Source organism: Acetobacter persici (assembly GCF_018256955.1).
GTDB classification, from domain to species: domain Bacteria; phylum Pseudomonadota; class Alphaproteobacteria; order Acetobacterales; family Acetobacteraceae; genus Acetobacter; species Acetobacter persici.
In genome coordinates, this window is record NZ_JAERKU010000001.1 from 220,261 (window position 1) to 242,295 (window position 22,035).

Genomic DNA, 22,035 nt, shown 5'->3' on the forward strand with positions numbered 1-22,035 from the left:
TTGCGTCACGGCGAATCCGGGTCAGCCGCCAGAACAGCCAGATCCTGACGGGCGCGGTCAGCCTCGTGGCTGTCAGGTGCAACATCCAGCACATGTTGCCAGTCCGCCTGCGCGCCCGTGGCATCCCCAACCTGCTCCCGGATAATCCCGCGTTCCAGAAGGGCGGCGGCGTTTTCCGGCATCCGCTGTAAGGCCAGCGTAATATGCTGGGTCGCTTTATCCAGTTGCCCCAGCCGCCGCTCCGCTGAGGCCAGCAGCACAAAGGCTTCCGGGGGCGCTTCCGCCCCTCGCGCCACCAGAGAGGTCAGATCCGCCACCACAGCACCGGCATTACCCTGCTCAAGCAGCGCCCGCGCTTTGGCCAGACGCAGAGAAACATCACCGGGGCGCACAGAGAGGCCGTAATCCACAATATTTAAGGCACCGGGAATATTCCCGGCTGAAAGCCACGCTTCAGCCGCTTCTTCCGCCATGACGGCTCGCAGACTGGCGGAGCTTTCCGGGCCGGAGGCCGGGGCTTTGCGTACCAGATCATCCAGTTCCTGCGCCGCGTCCAGTTCATCCCCCAGTTCCAGCAGGGCCAGAGCATGGCAGTGCCGGGCCTCGCGGTCTCCGCCGTGCTTCAGCCAGTCCTGCGCGTAATCCCGCGCGCCGAAGGGGTCTTCCTCCACCATGCTCATGCACTCGGCAAGCGCCCATGTCTGCCGGGCATCCTTTGCGCCATGCGCCGCAGGCGTCGCCGCGCGGGCCGGGCCACCAGCCAGCAGAAGGCCCAGCCCCACTGTTGCAACAAAAGGCGTGCAACGCACCGGAGCAGGCCGCAGAGAGAGAGACAAATGCGTCATTCTTTCTTCCATAACGCGGATACGGGCCGGGTGGTCAAGTCAGACCACCCGACCGCAGGTGCGTGGAAGAGTGTCTGTTGCCGGAAAACCATGCTAACAGCCCAGATATGACGATTACGCCATCCTCCCCCGTCATCCTGCAAATTCTTCCGGCACTCGAACAGGGCGGGGTTGAACGGGGCACACTGGAAATGGCCGATGCCATTACGCAGGCCGGTGGCACCGCACTGGTTATGAGCGCGGGCGGCAGGCTGGTGCCCTTGCTGGAGCGGCTGGGCGCGCAGCACCATATGCTCCCCCGCTGCGGCAGCAAAAACCCCGTCTCCATCCTGCGGAACGCAGGCACACTGGCGCGCTTTATCCGGCAGAATAACGTGGCCCTTGTCCATGCCCGCTCCCGCGCCCCGGCCTGGGTGGCGCGGCTGGCCTGCACCCGCACAGGCACCCCGTTTGTCACCACATGGCATGGCGTCCATGCCAATAATTTTCCCGGAAAAAAACGCTATAACGCCGTGCTGGCTGCGGGAGACCGCGTAATTGCCATCAGCCAGCATATCGGCGAGCGGCTGGCGCAGGAGTATCATGTCGGGCCGGACCGCCTGCGCGTGATCCCGCGCGGGGCGGATAGCGCCCAGTTCAGCCCGGAAGCCGTCAGTGGACAGCGGGTGCACCGGCTGAGCGAAAGCTGGAGCATCCCCGCCGGGGTGCCGGTGCTTCTGATGCCCGGCCGTCTGACGGAATGGAAAGGCCAGCGTTTTCTGCTGGAAGCCCTCGCGCGGGTTAAGCAGACCACCCCGCAGACACCGTGGATATGTGTTTTTGTGGGCTCCTGCCCCCCCGGCAATCGCTATGCGGAAGACCTTGTGACATACGCCCGCACACTGGGGCTGACAGAGCAGGTTCGGTTTGCCGGGCATTGTCAGGATATGCCTGCGGCCATGGCGCTGGCGACGCTGGTTGTCATCCCCTCGCTCCGGCCGGAACCGTTTGGCCGTGTGGTGGTGGAAGCACAGGCCATGTGCCGCCCCGTGATTGTAACCGCTCACGGCGCCGCGCTGGAAACCGTTCAGCACGGTATGACGGGCCTGAGCGTCCCGCCGGGGGATGTGCAGGCTCTGGCCGAAACACTTGCCGCTGTCCTGCATGCGCCGCAGGAAGGCCTGCATGCTATGGGTGAGGCGGCCCGCGCCACGGTGCTGGCTCGCTACACCACCCACGCCATGCAGCAGGCCACCCTGAGCGTGTATGATGAACTACTGGGCACCCATCTGCATGAAGCCGACCTCCATAAAAATGAGGCCACCCTCTTTCAGGATCAGACCATTGCAGGATAAGGAATGCGGCCTGCCCGCCCGCTTTTTCCGCCATCAGCCCGCCATGGGATGCCTGCCATGACTAGCTTTCCGCCTCCCTCAGCAGCCGCTGCGCCCGTGCTGTCAGACGTGCCGGAACGCATTGCCTTTCTGGCTGCGCCGACCGATGTCGCCCGGCATGAGTTTGACCGCCTGACCCGCCAGTATGGCAACTGCCATCCGGGGGACGCGGACGTCGTTGTCTGCCTTGGGGGCGACGGCTTTATGCTGGAAACGCTGCGCGTGGTGCTGGAGCAAAATCTGACCGTGCCGGTTTATGGCATGAACTGCGGCTCCGTCGGGTTTCTGATGAACCCGATGCTGGAAGACAGCCTTCCGCAGCGCCTGATCACCACACAGGCCGCTACCCTGCACCCCCTGCGCATGAAAGCCCGCACCATGCAGGGTGACACGCATGAGGCACTGGCCCTGAATGATGTCTTCCTGTTCCGCCAGACCCGTCAGGCCGCGAAAATCCGGGTCGATGTGGATGATCTGGTGCGGATGCCCGAACTGATCTGTGATGGTGCGCTGCTCTCCACCCCCGCCGGGTCCACCGCCTATAATCTGTCCGCCCACGGCCCTATTGTCCCGCTTTCGGGCAATCTGCTGCCGCTGACCCCCATCTGCCCGTTCCGGCCCCGGCGCTGGCGCGGCGCGCTGCTGCCGTCCACCGCACGCGTTGGCTTTACCATTCTGGAGCCAGAAAAACGCCCGGTGGCGGCGGTGGCAGATTCGATAGAAATCCGGGATGTGGTGTCCGTGCAGATCCATGAGGACCGCACGCTGGCCGTCACGGTGCTGTTTGATCCCGGCCAGACACTCTCCGAGCGCATTACCGCAGAGCAGTTTTCTGCCTGATGCCGCATATTCGCCCCTTCCGGCGTATAAAAGATCATCGTGAAAGGCGTTCTGCCATTCCACCCCGTCCCTCTTCTGGTTTAGTCTTGCCCGCAATGCACAACGCTCATCTCCGACCGCGCCGTCTGACAGGATTGTGCGCCCTCCTGCTGCTACCGACCACGCTGGCGCACGCGCAGGTTGTCACCAACACACAGGCGCTGGACAAGCTGGCCAGCAAGCCCGCGGCCCCGGCAACACCCGCCCACAGCGCGCCGCATCCGGCTCCGCACAAGGCAAAACCGACGCCAAAACGGACAGTAAAACAGCCCGCGACGGAACCTGCGCTGACCCATCCGGCCACGCCAGCGGTAGCAGGCACCGGGACGGGTGCACCCGCTGCACAGAGCGCGTCTTCCACCCCACCCAATGCCCCTGCCACGCACGCTGGCACTGGCACTGGCACTGGCACTGGCACTGGCACTGGCACTGGCACTGGCACTGGCACTGGCACTGCTGCAACTCCAGCCGCTGGCCCTGTCAAACCCGCGCACCCGGCGCCTCCGGCAACCATTCCACTGGCACCGCCTCCGGTGCCGCAACTCACCCCCGCCCCGCCGGATGTGGAACTCCACCCCTTCCCCATGCCCGCGCAGCCCGCCATTGATGAAAAAGCCACAGGCAGCGTATCCACCATTCCGGGCGGCGTGCGGATTACCTTTGCCGCCGGAGCCGCGACGCTGAACCCGGAAACGCATCAGGCGCTTCTGGCTTTCGGGCAGGCTCTGAGTGAAAAGCCCCATGTGCGCGCGCTGATTGACGCTTACAGCTCCGGCGCTGTGGATGATCCCTCCATGCCGCGCCGTATGGCGCTCTCCCGCGGGCTTGCGGCCCGCAGCGTGCTGATGAATGGCGGCATTGCCTCCACGCGCATTTATCTGCGCGTCATTGGCCTGCCCAAGGCCCCCGCCACCAATGGCGGACAGGATTATATAGATATTTACCAGTCAGACGCTGTACCCTGACGCCCTTCCTCTTCTAACCGGACCGGAACCCAATGACGCGCCCCACACAGTATCTCTTCAGAATGATCGGGTTTCTCGTGTGTGTGGCGCTTGTCGCTGCAACATTGTGGCGGCCCCTGCGGGACGCCTTTTTCAGCAACCCCCTGCTTGATGGGCTGATTCTGGGTCTTCTGGCCATCGGCATCCTGTGGAATATCCTGATGGTGCGCCGCCTTCTGCCGGAAGTAGGCTGGGTAGACGCCATCCGTCAGTCCCGCACGGGTCTGGCTGCTCTGCCGCCGCCACGGATGCTGGCCCCGCTGGCTACAGCCCTCGGCACCCGTCCGGACCAGCGCGGCAACCCGGCAGCACTCTCCACCCCCGCCATGCAGGCCGTGCTGGACTCCATTTCCGGACGGCTGGATGAAGGGCGGGAAGTCTCACGGTATCTCACCGGCCTGCTGATTTTTCTGGGCCTGCTCGGCACGTTTTATGGCCTGCTGCTGACAGTCGCGGCCATTGCGGATGTGATCGCCAACATGTCCGTCGGCGCGGGGGATCTGGATGCCATGTTCGGGCAGCTTAAAACCGGGCTGGCCAAACCGCTGCATGGCATGAGCACGGCGTTTTCCGGCTCCCTGTTTGGGCTGGCCAGCGCACTGGTGCTGGGCTTTCTGGATCTGACGGCCGGGCAGGCACAAAACCGCTTTTTTAACGAGCTGGAAGAATGGCTGGCCGAACAGACCCGTTTTGGTGCCCCCTCCGGATCCGGGGTGGAAAGCTCTTCCTCCGTTCCGGCCTATATTCAGGCCCTGCTGGAACAAACGGCTGAAAATCTGGAATCCCTGCAAAATCTGGTGCGCACAAGTGAGGCCCGTCGCGAGCGGGAAAGTGCGATCCTCAGCAAGCTGTCCGACAAGCTGGAAGCCTCCTCCGGCCAGACAGAAGCGCTGCATAATATTGAACGCCTGCTGCACACTCTGGTGCAGAACACTGAGGAAGGCCGCGCCCGCATGACGGCGGACCTGCGGAATGACCTCCGCCTGCTGGCCCGCACCGTTGCCGCCACCGCCGAGACCGCACCCGCCGACCGGAAAGCACCCTGAGCATGGCCCGCCGCCGCAGAAAGCTGCACGCCGGGCTGGATGCCTGGCCCGGCTATGTGGATGCGCTGTCCACATTGCTTATGGTCGTCATTTTTGTGCTGCTGGTGTTTGTCATGGGCCAGACCCTGCTCTCCGCAGCCCTCAACCGGCGTGAACATGTGCTGGAAAAGCTGGAAGGCCAGACTGCCGAGCTTTCCCGCCAGCTTGATACGGAACATGCCCGCGCGCATGCGCTGGAAAGCAGCGTCACCGGCCTTCAGGCCCAGCATACGCAGGATACCGAAGCGCTTTCTGCCCGCACGGCTGAAGCTGAAGCCGCCCGCAGCGCCGCGCAGGCCGCCAGCGCCCTGAGCGTTGCCGACCAGACACGGGTGACACAACTGAATGATGAACTGACAGACCTGAACGCCCGCCTTGCGGCACTCGCGCAGGCGCTGGATGTGACGCAGAAAACCGTGCAGAGCAAAGACGCCACCATTGGTGACCTGTCCGCCAGACTAAACACCGCTCTTGCGGACAAGGTAGGGCAGCTCAGCCGGTACCGTTCCGAATTTTTTGGCCGCCTGAGGGACATCCTGCACAACCAGAAGGGCGTGCATGTGGTGGGGGATCGCTTTGTGTTCCAGAGCGAAGTGCTCTTCCCGGTGGGGAGCGCGGACCTCTCGCCAGAAGGCCGGTCAGAAATCCATACGCTGGCGCAGACTCTGAAAAGCGTAACCAGCCACATCCCGGCCGATATCCCGTGGATTTTGCGTGTGGACGGCCATGCGGACCGCCAGCCCATTCACACCGCCTTCCCCAGCAACTGGGAACTGTCCAGCGCCCGCGCCATTACGGTGGTCAAGCTGCTGGTGGCGGAAGGGATTGACCCACACCATCTGGCGGCCACCGGCTTTGCTGATTACCAGCCGCTGGATACAGAAAGCAGTGCCGCCGCCTATGCCCGCAACCGCCGCATTGAATTCCGCCTGACGGACCGCTGAGACGCGCCGAAACAGACTTAACCGACAGCACACAGACAGGTGTTGGCAGGGTGGCAGGGTGGCAGGGTGGCAGGGTGGCAGGGTGGCAGGTTAGGTAAGCAGGCGGACGAAGAGACTCAAGAAAAACTGTTCCTCCGCTTCGTCTCTCCTGAGTTGGGGACAGATTTCTGCCCCGGCCCTACTCAGTGAGCCCCGCCGCCTGCTTATTTTGTCCTGCCATTTTGCCTTGCCTGATAGCGGACCGGCTTATGGTTAGGCTAACCCCGCACTAATCCGCCAACGTCAGCGTTTTATCCCACACAAGCAAAACATGCCCGTCCACTGGCTCCACACGTTGCGCTGCGCCAAAACGCGCCTGCGCCTGTGCGGCCTGAGCCGGGGTATCACACAGGAAAAAAGTGCCGCCTTGCGTGTACCAGTCCCGTTTTGACAGGAAATGAAACGGCCTGATCTCCGCGCTAAAGTCCACAGGCGCAATCCGCACCGGGTTGGGCAGAGTATTGACCGCAGCACTCCAGTACGGTGCAAACCCTTGCCTCAGCCCGAGGCGGGCCAGTTCCATATTCACCGGGAAATTCCGGTTGGTCTGCCAGAAATGCACTACAGGAGCAGGCACGCTGAGCAGCGCATAAGCCGCCGCCCCGATCAGTCCAACCATCCGCCCGCCCGCGGGCAAAACCGTATGCCGGGCCAGCAGAAGCGCCATCATGACATAAGGCAACACCAGATACCGCGTTGAGGCATCATCAATCGGTAACTGGCTAAACGTAAATGCGCCGACCATAAGGCCGATACAGAACAAGGCCGCGTAATCAAACACATCGGGCAGAATGGTTTTGCTGCGGGCAATCCGCACAACGCCCCACAGCGCCAGCAGCAGCACAGCCAGATGGAAGAGTTCTGATCCGGACCCGTGGAGGGAGAACTCTTTTTCAAAAAAATACGCGCCGAAAAAATGCAGCACACCAGAGACCAGCACAGACAGGTTATACCCAATCCGCCCCTGCCCCGCGAACGCCATCGTCCATAACCCCGGCACATGAAAGGCGCCGTTATGGGTCAGCACGGTTTTAAGCCCATTTGCCAGCACCACAGACACCAGCAAGCACAGTAGCAACCGGCCCTGTTCCAGCCGACGCTTTTGCACACTCAGCACCGCAAGCGCGCCCAAAACGGGCAGAATGAAGCCGTATTTTATAATATCATCGCTGGCGAGGCACAGAACCAGCAGGCCAACAAATACCCCCCATACGGCCGATCTTTCCTGCTTTTTCTGGGCAAAAATCAACAGCCAGCACGCCAGCACACCAATATACGCGCCGATATGGATGCAGGGGATAAGCAACACCTGCACCCCAAACGCGGTCGGGGCCGCCACCAGTACCAGCCAAAACCACGCACCTGCCGGAGCCAGCACCTGATACAACCGGAACGCCAGCAACACCAGGGCGGCCAGCAGCATGGCCGGCACCAGATAGTAGAAAGACAGATGCCAGCCAGCGAGACCGGCTGCCACTACATAAGGGAGAATTTCCGTCACATAATAGGGCTCTGTGGACAGATCCCAGCCCCGGAGCAGAACATTGCCGTGCAGAATATCCCGTGCTTCCAGCACAGCAGACACACTGTCCGAATTAAGCGGCAGAGTTGCGGCCAGAGACATATAAAAGGCCGAAAGCACCACAAAGGCGACAAGATAGCCAAGAAGCGTCTTACTGGTTTTCCTGATACGGACAGGCACACCGGACCTTTCAAAACAACAGAGACGACACCGCCCGGCGCGTGAAGGCTGGCGACCTCCGTGTGACAGGCTTTTACCGCAGTTCCTTCTGGCGGCGTTGCAATTTTTCATAACGGTCCATCACGCGCCTACGCCGAAGGCCAGATAACCGCTGGAGCCAGAACAGGCCATTAAGCTGGTCAATTTCATGCTGGTGGCAGGCAGCGCGCAGGCCCTCCGCCTCTTCCACATGGGTCACCCCGTCCAGATCCTGATACTGCACGCGGACTTTCGCAGCCCGCTCAATATCCTCCGTCACCCCTGGCATGGAGACACTTCCCTCCTCCTGCCGGATCATGTCGTCCGACATCCAGAGAATTTCCGGATTAACGTAGATCTGTGGGCGCGCGGCGTCCGGCAGTTCCAGCACCACAATACGCTGCCCCACGCCAATATGGGGGCCCGTCATGCCAATGCCCGGAGCGGCCCGCATACTTTCCAGAATATCCTGTGCCAGAGCTGCCAGACCGGCATCAAAAACCGTGACAGGTGCGGCCACCTGCCGCAAACGCTGGTCCGGGAAGCAGACAATCGGGCAAATCGTCATGGCAGACAGCAGACCTTTTTTGTGACAACGCGCAACACAGGCCGCTCTCAGGCCTGTCGCAGCAAATCCAGCAGGGCCGGAAACTGCTCATATCCCTCGCGCCCCAGAAAATGCCCGCCTCCGGGTACTTCCAGCGTCGTGGTCTCCAGCGCGGCCGCCAGAGCGCGAGAAAGCTGAGGGGCTACGATCTGATCATTATCGGAAAAAACAGAGGCCCGGAATGCGGCCCGGCGTTGCAGGTCCGCATAATCCAGCGGGCGTGCCGTAAACGCATCTAGCTGTAGCAGGGTCTGAAGAGGCTGGTCAAACCCGGAGACCAGCACATAGCCTCCTAAGGTCTCTCCTTCCGGCCGGGACAGCACATGCCGCAGCAGAGTGACACAGCCGAGGCTATGGCCAATCAGCACGGTCCGCTCATTCAGATGCGGCAGAACTGTCTCAAGCGTTTCAGCCCAGAGCTGGGGGTCCGGGTTCTGGGAGAATGGCAAAGCGGGCACATGCACCGTAGCCCCGGCCTGCTCCAGCTGCGCCTTGAGCCAGGGGAACCAGTGCGCCTCGGGGCTGGCCATATAACCATGAACAATGACGAACTGTTTTGAAGAGAAATCAGGCATCATCCGCTCCCGCTCACACTCTCTGGCCGTCTCCCCCGTCAGCCGGGGTTTTTCATGGCCTCTTCCACGGCTTTACGGGCTTCGGTCGCCAGTTCATCCACCCGTTCATTTTCCGGCACACCGGAATGGCCTTTAACCCAGTGCCAGGACACATCATGCTGTTTGGCGGCCTCCAGCAGGCGACGCCATAAATCCATATTCGCAACCGGATCACCCGAGGCATTGCGCCAGTTGCGGCGCACCCAGCCGGTGTGCCAGCGGGTAATGCCGTTGCGCACATACTCGCTATCCGTGTGCAGGCGCACGGTGCAGGGGCGTTTGAGGGCTTCCAGAGCCTCCGCTGCTGCGGTCAGCTCCATACGGTTGTTGGTGGTTGCTTCCTCGCCACCAGAGAGTTCCCGCTCAACACCCTTAAAGCGGAGCAGAACACCCCAGCCACCGGGGCCGGGGTTGGGGCGGGAGCCACCGTCGGTCCAGATTTCCACAACCTGTGCCTCAGGCTGCGGCTCCCCCTGTTGTTCCGGGGCGGGAGAGGTTTCAGAATCCGTAGCCATCAACCGTCTCCGTTGCCAGATGGAAGCGCAGGCGCCTGAGGTAATCCAGCGGGTCTTTGGGGGTTACCAGCGCATCGGCGGGTGTGTTGATCCAGTCATACAGGCGCGTCAGCAAAAAGCGCATGGACGCACCTCGGGCCAGAACGGGCAGAGCCTGCCGTTCCTCAGCACTCAGCGGGCGCACGGATTCATAGCCCTGCAAGAGTTGCCGCCCGAATGTGACGTTAAACGACCCATCCCCTTCAAAGCACCAAGCATTGAGGCAGATAGCGATGTCGTACGCCAGAAAATCTGTGCAGGCGAAATAAAAATCAATCAGGCCGGAAACGCTCTTCTGCAAAAAGAAAACATTATCCGGGAACAGATCCGCGTGGATCTGGCCGCGCGGCAGCGCAGCATTTGCGCCGTGCCCCGGCCAGTGCGGCAGAATATGCGTAAATGCCTCATCCAGTTCCGCCAGCAGGCCGGGATGCACGGCATCCGCTCCTGCCCGGCAGGAATCCAGCAAAGGCTGCCATGCGTCCGGCCCCAGAGCGTTGGGGCGGACGGGTGTATAGCTGCGTCCGGCCTCATGCAGGCAGGCCAGTGCCTGCCCGAGCGGGCGGCAATGCTCCTGCCGGATTTTGCGCGGCCAGACACCGGGCAGAAAGGTCGTAATGGCTGCGGGCCGCCCGGCGAGGGTGCCAAGCGTCTGCCCGGCCTTACTGGCAACAGGCTGCGGGCAGGAAACGCCCTGCCCGGCCAGATGCTGCATCAGCCCCAGAAACCACGGAAGTTCCTGCGCATTCACGCGCTTTTCATACAGCGTGAGGATAAAATCCCCCTGTGTGGTCCGCAGCTGGAAATTGCTGTTTTCCACCCCTTCGGCAATCCCGCGAAACGCCACCAGATTCCCGATGGCGTAATCGCTTAGAAAAGCCTCAAGAGCCTCATCACTCACATCTGTATAAACAGCCATCCTGCCTGACTGCCCTCAGCCCAGAGGAGCAGGCAGACGGAAGATCACGTTTTCTTCCTTCACCGTGCGTTCATCAATGCACAGCGTGTAACGCTTGGCCATTTCGGCCACCATTTCCTGCACCAGAGCTTCCGGCGCGGAGGCCCCGGCGGTAATGCCCAGCGTGTTCACACCGTCCAGCACGGACCAGTCCAGCGCATCCAGACGCTGCACCAGCAGAGCGCGCGCGGCACCGGAGCGCTCAGCCACTTCCCGCAGACGCTGGGAGTTGGAGGAGTTGGGTGAGCCAATCACAATCACCAGATCACATTCCGGCGCAATGGCCTTCACGGCTTCCTGACGGTTGGTTGTGGCGTAGCAGATATCCTCGCGCTTCGGCCCTTCAATCAGCGGAAAGCGCTCACGCAGGATGTCCACAATTTCCGCCGTATCATCAACGGAGAGCGTGGTCTGCGTGATAAACGCCAGACGGGCCGGATCAGCAGGCTGCACGGTGCGGGCTTCTTCCGCATCATTGATCAGCGTGACCGCACCGGGAGGCAACTGCCCCATGGTCCCCACCACTTCCGGGTGCCCGGCATGGCCGATCATCAGGATATGGCGGCTTTCCGGGCCACCCCCGGCAAAATGACGCTCAGCCTCACGGTGCACCTTGGACACCAGAGGGCAGGTTGCATCCAGATACAGCAGGTTACGGCGTTCTGCCTCCGCGGGCACCGTCTTGGGCACGCCGTGGGCGGAAAACACAACATGGCCATCGGCCGGAACTTCATCCAGTTCCTCGACAAAAATGGCGCCCTGCGCTTCCAGCGCTTCCACCACCGTCCGGTTGTGGACAATTTCATGACGCACATAAACAGGTGCGCCGTAGCGGCGGATGGCTTCTTCCACCACGCGGATTGCGCGGTCTACCCCGGCGCAGAACCCACGCGGACCAGCGAGAAGAACCTTGAGAGACCTGCCATGAGAAGCCTGTGCAGGCTCCTGTGTGGCAACAGACGGTGTTTGATCGGGCATGGTGTTCCCCAAACTTGCGGCGGACGGTATAGAAAAAACAGCTACTAAGAAGCATTAAGTAAGGTAGGCTATGCCCGAAACCCTGAGCAGGTCTCGGTCACCGTGGCCATGGCCTACGCAAACCGAGGTGGTGATGCAACCCGTTTTCCGGCATGGTGGCCAGCACACCCCTGCTTGATGTTCTATTTTGCTTGTTTTTTATCTGTTCAACCCCCTCTAACCGATAATTCCGGATTTGCACATGTCCCAAGACCTTTCTCGTCCATGCCGTCTGCTGCCCCGCTTTGCGGTGTCAGGTCTTGCGGCTCTTGGCCTGCTGACCACCCTTGGTGGCTGCGGGGATGAGGAAAGTGCCTCCATATCCTTCGCGCCGTCCTGCCCGCTGACGCATATTCCGCCGGAAGCCGCGGATTATTATCTGTATGACGGCAAGACCGCGACCTTCCCGCACCTGATTACAAAGGCCAGCATTCTGAAGTTGCAGGGGGACTGTCTGGCGGCCGGTCCGAAGGACCTGAAAACCCGAATCGCGCTGCGCTTTGTGGTCAGTCACGGCCCCGCAGCGGCAGGCAGCACCGTTACGCTGCCGTGGTTTATCGCCGTGCTGCATGGAGATAAGATTGTGAACAAGCATGTGTTCAAACACACATTCCAGTTCCCGGCCAACCTCTCCAGCATCACGAGTGACAGCAAGGTCGTCACGGTTGATCTGCCCATTCCGCCCAAGAACACGGATTCGGATTACCGGTTTGAAGTGGGCTTTCAGCTTACGCAGGACCAGCTTGATTATAATGAAAAGCACCTGAAAAAAGTGGACTATCAGGCGTACTAAACCCCTGAAAGACCTGCCTCCCGCCTCCGACCAGAGGCAGGGGGGGCCGCCCCTGCCTCACACATTCCCTGCGGGGGTAAGGCGTGAGGCAGGATTACGGGAGCCCCTGGCGCTCTGCTCGCTTGTTAGCTCGCAGGCGTTGTCGGAAAGCAGGCTGCGTCCACCGCCGCTTTCTGGCGGGCTGCCAGAGCAGCCTCGTCAAACTCCTGCACGATCTCATGGAAGAGTTCGTACCAGTTCATTTTCACTTTCAGCCGCATAAAGACAGACCCAAGCCCCACAGCCGAGCGGTCCACCAGCACAAATTCACGCGGCAGACGGACGCCCCCGGTGCGTTGCAGGCCCTCATGCACGCGGGTCAGGATTTCCCGGCCCTGATTGGGGTTGTTGCCTTCCTGAATATACCGCACGCGGTTATCCATCAGCGGTTCATACAGGAACCCGGCCCACTCATTCAGCACATCGACCTTGTCCGGCGTCAGATCTTTAAAGCCCCACGCCGCGTAAGCCTGCGTGGCAAGCTCCTTATCTTTGGTCTGCAAGGCGCGATAAAGATCAAGATTGCCCTTGATAAAGGCCGGGCTGAAAATACGGATTGCCCCAAAGTCCAGCAGATTCAGGCCGTAATCGTCCCGCACGGTGAAGTTGCCCATATGGGGGTCCCCGTGCACCACACCATACTGATAGAGCGGCACATACCATGCACGGAACAGCGTGCGGGCAATTCTCTGCTTCTGCTCTTCCGTCAGGCCTGCCTGAATGACCGCGTTCAGGCCACGTCCATTGACCCATTCCATGGTCAGCAGGCGGCGTGTACAGAGTTCATCCACCGGGGCAGGAACCGTCACCTCCGGGCAGTCTGCCAGAACGCTGCGATACAGGCGCATGTTGGCGGCCTCACGCAGGTAATCCAGTTCCTCACGCAGGCGCTCGGTCAGTTCCTCCACCACATCATCCTGCCGGATGGCGTTATCCAGCCGGTGATAAACACCAATAGCCATCCGGAACTGGCGCAGATCTGCTTCTACTGCCGCATTCATGTCCGGATATTGCAGCTTGCACGCCACCTGCCGGCCATCGGTCAGCACCGCTTTGTGCACCTGCCCGAGGCTTGCGGCGGCTGAGGCCTCCCGCCCGAAGGAGCGGAAATTCTTCTCCCAGCCAGCCCCCAGCTCCGCCGTCATGCGGCGACGCACAAAGTTCCAGCCCATAGGCGGCGCATTAGCCTGCAACTGGGCGAGTTCTTCCGCATATTCATCCGGCAGTGCGCCGGGAATGGTGGAAAGAAGCTGTGCGGCCTTCATCAGCGGCCCTTTCAGGCCGCCGAGAATGGACTTCAGATCTTCCGCGTGAGAAGCCCCACCAGAGCGGATGCCCATCTTGTGCCCGGCAAGGCGGGCCGCAATGCCGCCCACGGTGCCGGTTGTCTGGACCATCCGGCGCAGTTCCCCAAAAACGCCGGTATTATCCAGATCCCGCTCCGCCATGTTATGCCTGCTCCAGCTGGTCAATAAAGCCGGAAATCACATCCAGCCCCTTGCGCCAGAAGCCGGGGTCAGACGCATCCAGCCCGAAGGGCGCCAGCAATTCCCTGTGCCGTTTGGTGCCGCCTGCTTCCAGCATGGCGATATATTTGTCCTGAAAGCCCGGAGCGCCCTCACTGAACACACCATACAGGGCATTCACCAGACAATCCCCAAACGCATAGGCATAGACATAGAACGGCGAGTGAATGAAGTGCGGGATATACGCCCAGAACACATCATATTCCGGCGTGAAGTTGAAGGCCGGACCGAGACTTTCTGTCTGCACCTGTCGCCAGATTTCCCCAATCCGCTCGGGCAGAAGCTCACCGGATTTCCGCTCATCATGCACGCGGGTTTCAAACTCGTAGAACGCAATCTGGCGCACCACGGTGTTGAGCATATCCTCCACCTTGCCAGCCAGCAGCGTGCGTTTGCGCGCCGGGTCTGTCTCGGCATCCAGCAGGGACTGGAAGGTCAGCATTTCCCCAAACACACTCGCGGTTTCAGCCAGTGTCAGCGGAGTGTTGGACTGAAAATACCCCTGCTTCGCCGCCAGAACCTGATGCACACCATGCCCCAGCTCATGCGCCAGCGTCATCACATCGCGCGTGCGGCCATGATAGTTCAGCAGGATGAACGGATGAGCGGACGGCACCGTGGGGTGCGCAAACGCCCCCGGAGACTTGCCCGGTGCGGGCGGCACATCAATCCACGGATGCGTCAGGAAGGTGTTGATCACCTTGCCCATGCGCGGGTCAAAGCCATCATAGGCTTTCTGCACAATCTGTTTTGCTTCGTCCCACGGGATTTTACGGTCTTCACAACCGGGCAGCGGGGCGTTGCGGTCCCAGTGTTCCAGCTTATCCAGCCCCATCCACTGCGCCTTCAGGGCGTAATAGCGGTGCGCCAGACGCGGATAATCTTCCCGCACGGCGGAAACCAGCGCATCCACCACCTCATCTTCCACCATGTTGGACAGATTGCGGGAGGATGTGGGGCGGGCGTAATGGCGCAGCCCGTCGGAAATGGCCTTGTCCTTGGCTAATGTATTGGTAATGAGGGCAAACAGCCGCACATTCTCACCAAACACCTTGCCAACGGCCTTCCCGGCTTTTTCCCGCACGGAGCGATCCGAATCGGACAGGCGGTTCAGCGCATCGCCAACCGGCATTTCCGTGCCATCCAGCGTGACGCGCAGGGCGGCAATCGTTTCATCAAACAGGCGGCACCAGGACTGTGCACCCGTGACGGATTTTTCCAGCAGAACTTTCTCGACCTCATCAGAGAGCTGATGCGGGCGGAACAGACGGGTATCATCCAGAAACGGCTTCCAGTGCGCCAGCGCCGGGTCCTGCATTTTCTGCGCCAGATCGGCCTCATCCAGCCGGTTGAGTTCCAGCGTGAAGAACAGAAGATGCGTGGAAATTTCCGTCAGCTTTTCACTGATGGACTGGCTGAACCGGCTGATAGCCGGATCGGATGAATTCGCGGCAAACAGCAGGGAGGCGTAGGACCCCGCTTTACCCAGCGTTTCCTCAATTGCCTCACAGGCCCGGATCGCTTCGGCAACCTCCGCCCCGCTCAGCCCGGCCAGCTTGCCCTGATACCGGGCGGCAAAGTCCTGTGCCTGCTGCGCAGCCTGATCCAGATCCTGCGTGATGGCGGGATCTTCCATACTGTTATAGAGAGCCGAGAGGTCCCAGCGCGGAAGGGCGGAAGCCCCCTGCCCCGGCGCGGCACTGGTTGCGGCCACAGCCCCCGCTTCCGCAGCAAAGGCCGGAAGCCGGGACGAACGGTGAGAATGCGCTGTCTGTTTCATAAGCCGCATCCTACCGTGCAATTTATCATGAGGCGAGTACATGTGAACGCAATCGGGGTTCACATAAGGCGCAGGTCACGCCTCCCCCGGCAGGCCGCTCCCCTTCCCTCACTGAGGAAACAGAAGCCAGCCTTCTGGAATACTGTTTCTGAGCAGATATTCTCTGCTCAGAAACAGGCCTGATCAGGCAGACTGAGCCAGTGCGTCTTCCGGCACAGTAAAGCCGATGATGCGGGCATAGTCCTTCGGCACAATCTGCCAGAAGCGCGGCAGAACATCGTCCCATTTATGCAGCAGGTTTGTCGCGTAAGGCGAGCCGGTTTCTTCCACATGCCGCTCGACCAGACGCCGCAGGTCCTGTGCCCAGCGGCCCTCTGTCACACGGGCCCAGAGGAGTGCCTCCGGATTAACGCGTTTTTCAAACGTGTTGGCATCATCCAGCACAAACGCCATGCCGCCGGTAAAGCCCGCGCCGAAATTGTCCCCAATTTCACCCAGCACCACCACGGTGCCGCCCGTCATATATTCACAGGCGTTGGACCCGCAGCCTTCCACCACGGCAACCGCACCGGAGTTGCGCACGGCAAAGCGTTCACCCGCCTGCCCTGCGGCATAGAGTTCCCCTGCCGTCGCGCCATACAGCACGGTGTTGCCGATAATGGCGTTCTGGTTGCTGACCAGACGGGAGGACGGAGAAGGCCGCACAGTGATGGTCGCACCGGAGAGACCCTTCCCGACGTAATCGTTGGCATCCCCCAGCACTTCCAGCTTCAGCCCCTGCACGGCGAATGCCCCGAGAGACTGCCCGGCTGAGCCACGCAGACGCACCGTGAGGTGCCCCGGCGCCAGCGTCGTCATGCCAAACTTGCGCACAATGAGCGAGGACATACGGGTGCCAATGGCACGCTGCGTGTTCTGCACATTGTAATGCAGCTGCATTTTCTCGCCGTGATCAAACAGCGGCTTTGCATCGCTAATCATCTGCGCATCCAGCGTGTCCGGCACCTCGTTCCGGCCTTCCAGTGTGCAGTAGCGTGCATACGGGCCCGGGTCTGCCTGTGAGAGCAAAGAGTTGAGGTCCAGATCATCCAGATAATCCGCACCGCGAGAGACCTGACGCAGCAGATCAGTCCGGCCGATCACTTCATTCAGGCTCCGGAAGCCCAGAGACGCCAGAATATTGCGCACATCTTCCGCAATAAAGGAGAACAGGTTGATCACCTTCTCCGGCGTGCCTTCAAACTTCTTGCGCATCGCCTCATCCTGCGAGCACACGCCCACCGGACAGGTGTTGGAGTGGCACTGGCGCACCATGATGCAGCCCATCGCCACAAGGCTAGCGGTGCCAATCCCGAACTCTTCCGCACCCAGCATGGCGGCAATCACCACATCCCGCCCGGTTTTGATACCGCCATCCGTGCGCAGCTTTACGCGGTGCCGCAGGCGGTTGAGCATCAGTACCTGATGGGCTTCCGCCAGCCCCAGCTCCCACGGCAGACCCGCATATTTGACAGATGTTAGCGGACTGGCCCCGGTGCCACCGGAATGGCCGGAAATCAGAATGGCATCGGCCTTCGCCTTCGCCACACCGGCCGCAATGGTGCCGATGCCGGAGCGTGCGACCAGTTTGACGGTCACAGTCGCCTCGGGGTTGATCTGTTTCAGATCATAAATGAGCTGCGCCAGATCCTCGATTGAATAAATATCGTGATGCGGCGGCGGGGAAATGAGAGTGACACCCGGTGTGGCATGACGCAGCTTTGCAATCAGTTCCGTGACTTTAAAGCCCGGCAACTGGCCGCCCTCACCCGGTTTGGCACCCTGTGCCACCTTGATTTCCAGCTCACGGCAATCATTCAGATACTGCGCCGTCACGCCAAAGCGGCCGGAGGCCACCTGCTTGATGGCGGAAGAGGCATTATCGCCATTCGGGCGCGGTTTTGCGCGTTCCGGATCTTCCCCGCCCTCCCCAGAGTCAGACTTCGCGCCAATCCGGTTCATGGCGATGGACAGCGTCTCATGCGCTTCCGGGCTGAGTGCGCCAAGAGAAATTGCTGGTGAGATCAGGCGTTTCCGCAACTGCGTAATGCTTTCCACTTCCTCCACCGGAATGGGCGTGCGACCCTCCCGGAAGTCCAGAAGATCACGCAGTGCCACCGGCGGCTGGGCGCGCACGGCATCGGCATAGCGTTTGTAGATGGTAAAGCTGTCACTCGCCACAGCGGTCTGGAGCATATGGATCAGCGTACCATCAAACGCATGCTGTTCCCCCTTGCGGCGCAGTTTGTAAAAACCACCGACAGGGAGAGCAAGAGACGCGGAATCCCATGCTTCCTGATGGAAGGTCAGCACGTTACGGGCAATGCCGGGCAGACCAATGCCGGAAATGCGGGACGGCATACCGGGGAAGAATTCTGCCGTCAGTGCGCGGGAAAGCCCCACCGCCTCAAAGTTACAGCCGCCACGGTAAGACGCCACGATTGATATGCCCATTTTGGACATGATCTTGAGCAGCCCTTTATCCACCGCCTTGCGGTAACGCTCCATACATTCACGCAGGCTGAGGGTGCCAAACAGGCCGCGACGATGCCGGTCCGCAATACATTCCTGCGCCAGATACGGGTTTACCGTCGTCGCGCCCACCCCGATGGTCACGGCGATGGAATGCACATCCAGCGTGGTGGACGCCCGCACGTTGAGAGACGTGAAGGTGCGCAGAGAATTGCGGACAAGATGCGTATGGACCGCCGCCGTCGCCAGAATCATCGGGATGTACGCGCGGTCCGGAGACTGGTTTTCATCCGTCAGGAAGACATGCGTGCAGCCACCGCGCACACTTTCTTCCGCCTCACGCCGGATGCGGGCAATGGCTTCACGCAGGCCAGCCTCGCCTTCCTTCGCCGGGAAGGAGCAGTCAATCAGACACCCGGATGTGCCGCAGAAGGCGCGCAGAGCCTCATATTCACCCGATGTCAGAACCGGGCTGGGCAGTTGCAGCATTTCACACTGCTCTGCGGACTGATCGAGAATATTCCCCAGATTTCCCAGACGGGTCACAAGGCTCATCACGCGGGATTCGCGCAGGGAATCAATCGGCGGATTGGTGACCTGACTAAAGCCCTGCCGGAAATAATGTGACAGACCCCGGAAGCGCGGAGACAGCACCGCCAACGGCGTATCATCCCCCATGGAGCCAATCGCTTCGCTCCCGGTCTCCACCATCGGGTGCAGAATGGCTTCCAGCTCTTCCAGCGTCGTGCCGACGGCAAGCTGGCGGCGGCGCAGTTCATCCCCCTGATAGAAAACGGGCTCTTTCACATCGGAACGCACGATGCAGCCGATTTTCTGAATACCGCCTACCCATGAAGAAAAATCCTGACGGGAGGCCAGAAGATCTAGTAGTTCCTCATTGCCATACAGGCGGGCTTCCTGAAGATCGACGCCAATCACATCACCCGGCCCAAGCCGCCCGCGTTTGGCAACATTGCTTTCAGGCACACGCACCATGCCGGTTTCAGAGCCGACAATCAGCAGATTATCATCTGTCACCGTATAGCGCAGCGGACGCAGGCCCGAGCGGTCCAGACCAGCGACCACCCAGCGGCCATCCGTTGCGCACAGGGCGGCCGGGCCGTCCCACGGTTCCATAACAGCGTTGCAATAGGCAAACATGTCCCGGTGGGACTGCTTCATCAGAGAATTCCCGCCCACGCTGGCGGGGATCATCAGGGCTTTGGCGGCAGGTGCATCCCGCCCGGCAAACGTCAGCAGTTCAAACACGTTATCCAGCGTCGCGGTATCGGACCCACCTGCCTGCACCAGCGGCTTGATGTCCTTCATCCATGGGTCAAGATCCGGGTGAGACAACCGTGTTTCGTGGCTTTTCATCCAGTTGATGTTGCCGGAAATGGTGTTGATTTCACCATTATGCGCCAGACGCCGGAAAGGCTGCGCCAGCTTCCATGTCGGGAAAGTGTTTGTAGAATACCGCTGATGATAAATAGCAAAGCGGCTGACAAAACGCTCATCCAGAAGATCCGGATAAAACTCCGTCAGATGCTCGGCCAGAAACATGCCTTTATAGATAATCGAGCGGCAGGACAGAGAGCAGATATACAGGTCAACCTGCGCTGCAATCGCCGCTTTTTCAATCCGCCGACGGATGACATACAGATCACGCTCAAACGCATCCTCTGCCGTGCCCGGCAGATTACGGATCATGATCTGTTCAATTTCCGGCCGCGTAGCATTGGCTTTTTCACCAATACATGCCGTATCAATCGGCACCTGACGCCAGCCGTAGATTCCGTAGCCAAAAGCCAGAATTTCCGTCTCAATAATCTGGCGGCACTGTTCCTGCGCAACAAGGTCCGTCTTGGGCAGGAAGACCTGACCAACCGCAATCAGGGCTCCTTCTACCGGCTGATCCCCGGTGCTGGTGATTGCATCGGCAAAGAACTTCTGCGGAATTTCAACATGGATCCCGGCACCATCACCCGTTTTACCATCGGCATCCACAGCGCCGCGGTGCCAGATGGCTTTCAGGGCCGCAATACCGGCTTCCACCACGTCACGCCGGCGCTTGCCATCCAGTGCGGCAACCAGACCAACGCCACAGGAATCCCGCTCATCCGCCGGGTCATACAGCCCGTCCAGAGCGGCAACATTGTTGTCCCACGCTTCAAAAAACTCTTTGGCGCTTTCACCATGCGTGGTGTCAGGATGCTTCTGCATACCCATTATCCCTGCTCCGCCACGGTCTGCGCCGTTGCGTGTGTTTCAATCCATTGATGAATGCGTTCCGCCGCATCCCGACCATCGCGAATAGCCCACACCACCAGACTGGCCCCGCGCACAATATCCCCGGCGGCAAACACGCCGGGCAGGCTGGTCATAAAGCTGTCATGCCCTACTTTGAGCGTGCCCCAGCGGGAGACGGCCAGATCAGGCTCGCCCCACAACTGGGGCAGCGGTTCCGGGTCAAACCCCAGAGCCTTGATCACCAGATCCGCGTCCAGTGTGAAGGAACTGCCCTCCAGCGGCTCGACTGACTGGCGGCCTGTCGCATCGGGCAGGCCCAGCTTCATGCGGGTAGCGCGTACACCTGTGACATGATCATCGCCCAGAAAAGCTTCCGGGGCAGACAGCCAGACAAAGTCCACACCTTCCTCTTCCGCGTTTTTAACTTCCCGCGCGGACCCCGGCATGTTGGCTTTATCCCGCCGATACAGGCACTTCACGGATTTTGCGCCCTGACGAATAGCGGTGCGGACGCAATCCATGGCGGTATCCCCACCGCCCAGCACCACAACATTTTTGCCTTTAGCATCCAGTGCCAGTGCATCATCCGGCAACGTATCACCCAGAGAGCGACGATTGGAGGCCGTCAGGTAATCCAGTGCGCGCTCAATTCCGGCCAGACCGGCACCCGGCCCACCAATCTCGCGGGATTTATAGACACCTGTTGCAATCAGAACAGCCTGATGGCGGGTGCGCAGCTCCGCGAAGGAAAGCTCTCCTTTACCACTGCCAACACCCTGCCCCAGATGGAACACCACGCCGCTTTCTTCCAGCAGCGCATGGCGGCGGGCCACGATATCCTTCTCCAGCTTAAAGCCGGGAATGCCATAAACCAGCAGGCCACCCACGCGGTCATACCGGTCATACACATGGACCTGATAGCCTGAGGCCCGCAGACGTTCCGCCGCAGCCAGACCGCCCGGACCAGCGCCGATAATCCCGACGCTCTCAGCGCGTTCCCGCACCGGGCGCGTCGGCTTGACCCAGTTATTCTCAAAAGCGGTGTCCGTAATATAACGCTCAACGGCCCCGATGGTGACGCTCTCAAACCCCGGCTCAATGACGCAGTTGCCTTCACACAGGCGGTCCTGCGGGCAGATACGGCCACAGATTTCCGGGAAGGTATTGGTTGCGGAAGAGACTTCATAAGCTTCTTCCAGCCGCCCTTCCGCCGTCAGCATCAGCCAGTCGGGGATGTTATTCCCCAGCGGGCAATGGACGGAGCAGAACGGCACACCACACTGAGAACACCGGCTGGCCTGCACACCCGCAGCCGCTGGTGCGAAGTCCTCATAAATCTCATCAAAATCAGCCCGGCGCGCCTGAGCCGTGCGCTTATCGGGCTGTTTCTGAGCAACAGAGACAAATTTCAGCATGGGTGTGGTCATAAGGCGATCCCCGGAGACAGGGCGCGCGTCAGACAGACCTCGCCCCAAACAAGCAGAAATGAGGTAGCGT

Annotated in this window: 17 protein-coding genes; 6 read left to right on the top strand and 11 right to left on the bottom strand. The window is 60.7% G+C overall.

All coding sequences use genetic code 11. From position 1 onward, the window contains the following. Positions 1–5: 5 nt before the first annotated feature. Entirely contained in the window at positions 6–845 is an 840-nt protein-coding gene (locus tag JK199_RS01010) for a tetratricopeptide repeat protein (RefSeq protein WP_244984787.1), read from the bottom strand. A 107-nt stretch (positions 846–952) separates the two neighbouring features. On the opposite strand from JK199_RS01010, the gene JK199_RS01015 reads away from it, so the two are divergent. The 5 genes from JK199_RS01015 to JK199_RS01035 all read left to right on the top strand — a co-directional run bounded on the left by JK199_RS01015 (position 953) and on the right by JK199_RS01035 (position 6,130). Further along, the gene (locus JK199_RS01015; RefSeq protein ID WP_212373114.1) at positions 953–2,179 is read left to right on the top strand and encodes a glycosyltransferase family 4 protein; all 1,227 of its coding nucleotides are present in this window, start codon (positions 953–955) and stop codon (positions 2,177–2,179) included. A 48-nt stretch (positions 2,180–2,227) separates the two neighbouring features. Beyond that, positions 2,228–3,058, top strand: a complete 831-nt coding sequence (locus JK199_RS01020; RefSeq protein ID WP_408742317.1) for an NAD kinase — start codon at positions 2,228–2,230, stop codon at positions 3,056–3,058. Positions 3,059–3,192: 134 nt separating this feature from the next. Next, complete coding sequence (locus JK199_RS01025; protein ID WP_212373119.1) at positions 3,193–4,062, top strand: OmpA family protein; 870 nt, start codon at positions 3,193–3,195, stop codon at positions 4,060–4,062. A gap of 32 nt (positions 4,063–4,094) precedes the next feature. Further along, positions 4,095–5,147, top strand: a complete 1,053-nt coding sequence (locus tag JK199_RS01030; protein WP_077931251.1) for a flagellar motor protein MotA — start codon at positions 4,095–4,097, stop codon at positions 5,145–5,147. 2 nt (positions 5,148–5,149) lie between these two features. Then, positions 5,150–6,130: a peptidoglycan -binding protein gene (locus tag JK199_RS01035; protein ID WP_025829607.1), complete on the top strand. Its 981-nt coding sequence runs from the start codon at positions 5,150–5,152 to the stop codon at positions 6,128–6,130. A gap of 268 nt (positions 6,131–6,398) precedes the next feature. Here JK199_RS01035 and JK199_RS01040 read toward each other — a convergent pair whose 3' ends face one another. The 6 genes from JK199_RS01040 to ispH form a co-directional block, all read right to left on the bottom strand. Further along, positions 6,399–7,871, bottom strand: a complete 1,473-nt coding sequence (locus tag JK199_RS01040) for a hypothetical protein (RefSeq protein WP_212373120.1) — start codon at positions 7,869–7,871, stop codon at positions 6,399–6,401. A gap of 73 nt (positions 7,872–7,944) precedes the next feature. Then, positions 7,945–8,457, bottom strand: a complete 513-nt coding sequence (locus JK199_RS01045) for a peptide deformylase (RefSeq protein ID WP_212373126.1) — start codon at positions 8,455–8,457, stop codon at positions 7,945–7,947. A gap of 47 nt (positions 8,458–8,504) precedes the next feature. Further along, positions 8,505–9,074, bottom strand: coding sequence for an RBBP9/YdeN family alpha/beta hydrolase (locus JK199_RS01050; RefSeq protein WP_212373127.1), 570 nt, complete (start codon positions 9,072–9,074; stop codon positions 8,505–8,507). Between the two features lie 35 nt (positions 9,075–9,109). Continuing rightward, entirely contained in the window at positions 9,110–9,625 is a 516-nt protein-coding gene (rnhA, locus tag JK199_RS01055; RefSeq protein ID WP_212373132.1) for a ribonuclease HI, read from the bottom strand. Beyond that, positions 9,609–10,583, bottom strand: a complete 975-nt coding sequence (locus JK199_RS01060; RefSeq protein WP_212373133.1) for a homoserine kinase — start codon at positions 10,581–10,583, stop codon at positions 9,609–9,611. The genes rnhA and JK199_RS01060 overlap by 17 nt, the downstream gene beginning before the upstream one ends. Before the next feature lie 15 nt (positions 10,584–10,598). Then, positions 10,599–11,600 (bottom strand): 4-hydroxy-3-methylbut-2-enyl diphosphate reductase, encoded by a 1,002-nt coding sequence (gene ispH / locus JK199_RS01065; RefSeq protein WP_025828496.1) that lies wholly within the window; start codon positions 11,598–11,600, stop codon positions 10,599–10,601. Positions 11,601–11,841: 241 nt separating this feature from the next. On the opposite strand from ispH, the gene JK199_RS01070 reads away from it, so the two are divergent. Next, positions 11,842–12,432: a hypothetical protein gene (locus JK199_RS01070; RefSeq protein WP_035374522.1), complete on the top strand. Its 591-nt coding sequence runs from the start codon at positions 11,842–11,844 to the stop codon at positions 12,430–12,432. A 125-nt stretch (positions 12,433–12,557) separates the two neighbouring features. Here JK199_RS01070 and JK199_RS01075 read toward each other — a convergent pair whose 3' ends face one another. The 4 genes from JK199_RS01075 to JK199_RS01090 form a co-directional block, all read right to left on the bottom strand. Then, on the bottom strand, positions 12,558–13,919 hold the full coding sequence (locus tag JK199_RS01075; protein ID WP_212373135.1) for an ABC1 kinase family protein: 1,362 nt from the start codon (positions 13,917–13,919) through the stop codon (positions 12,558–12,560). Position 13,920: 1 nt separating this feature from the next. Then, complete coding sequence (locus tag JK199_RS01080) at positions 13,921–15,786, bottom strand: M3 family oligoendopeptidase (RefSeq protein WP_244984788.1); 1,866 nt, start codon at positions 15,784–15,786, stop codon at positions 13,921–13,923. A 174-nt stretch (positions 15,787–15,960) separates the two neighbouring features. Further along, complete coding sequence (gltB, locus tag JK199_RS01085; protein WP_212373139.1) at positions 15,961–20,517, bottom strand: glutamate synthase large subunit; 4,557 nt, start codon at positions 20,515–20,517, stop codon at positions 15,961–15,963. Continuing rightward, positions 20,517–21,965, bottom strand: coding sequence for an NAD(P)-dependent oxidoreductase (locus JK199_RS01090; protein WP_212373144.1), 1,449 nt, complete (start codon positions 21,963–21,965; stop codon positions 20,517–20,519). The genes gltB and JK199_RS01090 overlap by 1 nt, the downstream gene beginning before the upstream one ends. Positions 21,966–22,035 lie beyond the last annotated feature (70 nt).

What these genes read in the sequence shown, in the direction of transcription:
- JK199_RS01070 (WP_035374522.1), top strand. Translation starts at nt 11,842, where the DNA reads ATGTCCCAAGACCTTTCTCGTCCATGCCGTCTGCTGCCCCGCTTTGCG.
- JK199_RS01050 (WP_212373127.1), bottom strand. Translation starts at nt 9,074, where the DNA reads ATGATGCCTGATTTCTCTTCAAAACAGTTCGTCATTGTTCATGGTTAT.
- JK199_RS01015 (WP_212373114.1), top strand. Translation starts at nt 953, where the DNA reads ATGACGATTACGCCATCCTCCCCCGTCATCCTGCAAATTCTTCCGGCA.
- JK199_RS01060 (WP_212373133.1), bottom strand. Translation starts at nt 10,583, where the DNA reads ATGGCTGTTTATACAGATGTGAGTGATGAGGCTCTTGAGGCTTTTCTA.
- JK199_RS01080 (WP_244984788.1), bottom strand. Translation starts at nt 15,786, where the DNA reads ATGCGGCTTATGAAACAGACAGCGCATTCTCACCGTTCGTCCCGGCTT.
- JK199_RS01045 (WP_212373126.1), bottom strand. Translation starts at nt 8,457, where the DNA reads ATGACGATTTGCCCGATTGTCTGCTTCCCGGACCAGCGTTTGCGGCAG.
- gltB (WP_212373139.1), bottom strand. Translation starts at nt 20,517, where the DNA reads ATGGGTATGCAGAAGCATCCTGACACCACGCATGGTGAAAGCGCCAAA.
- rnhA (WP_212373132.1), bottom strand. Translation starts at nt 9,625, where the DNA reads ATGGCTACGGATTCTGAAACCTCTCCCGCCCCGGAACAACAGGGGGAG.
- JK199_RS01020 (WP_408742317.1), top strand. Translation starts at nt 2,228, where the DNA reads ATGCCTGCCATGACTAGCTTTCCGCCTCCCTCAGCAGCCGCTGCGCCC.
- JK199_RS01035 (WP_025829607.1), top strand. Translation starts at nt 5,150, where the DNA reads ATGGCCCGCCGCCGCAGAAAGCTGCACGCCGGGCTGGATGCCTGGCCC.
- JK199_RS01075 (WP_212373135.1), bottom strand. Translation starts at nt 13,919, where the DNA reads ATGGCGGAGCGGGATCTGGATAATACCGGCGTTTTTGGGGAACTGCGC.
- JK199_RS01090 (WP_212373144.1), bottom strand. Translation starts at nt 21,965, where the DNA reads ATGACCACACCCATGCTGAAATTTGTCTCTGTTGCTCAGAAACAGCCC.
- JK199_RS01010 (WP_244984787.1), bottom strand. Translation starts at nt 845, where the DNA reads ATGACGCATTTGTCTCTCTCTCTGCGGCCTGCTCCGGTGCGTTGCACG.
- ispH (WP_025828496.1), bottom strand. Translation starts at nt 11,600, where the DNA reads ATGCCCGATCAAACACCGTCTGTTGCCACACAGGAGCCTGCACAGGCT.
- JK199_RS01030 (WP_077931251.1), top strand. Translation starts at nt 4,095, where the DNA reads ATGACGCGCCCCACACAGTATCTCTTCAGAATGATCGGGTTTCTCGTG.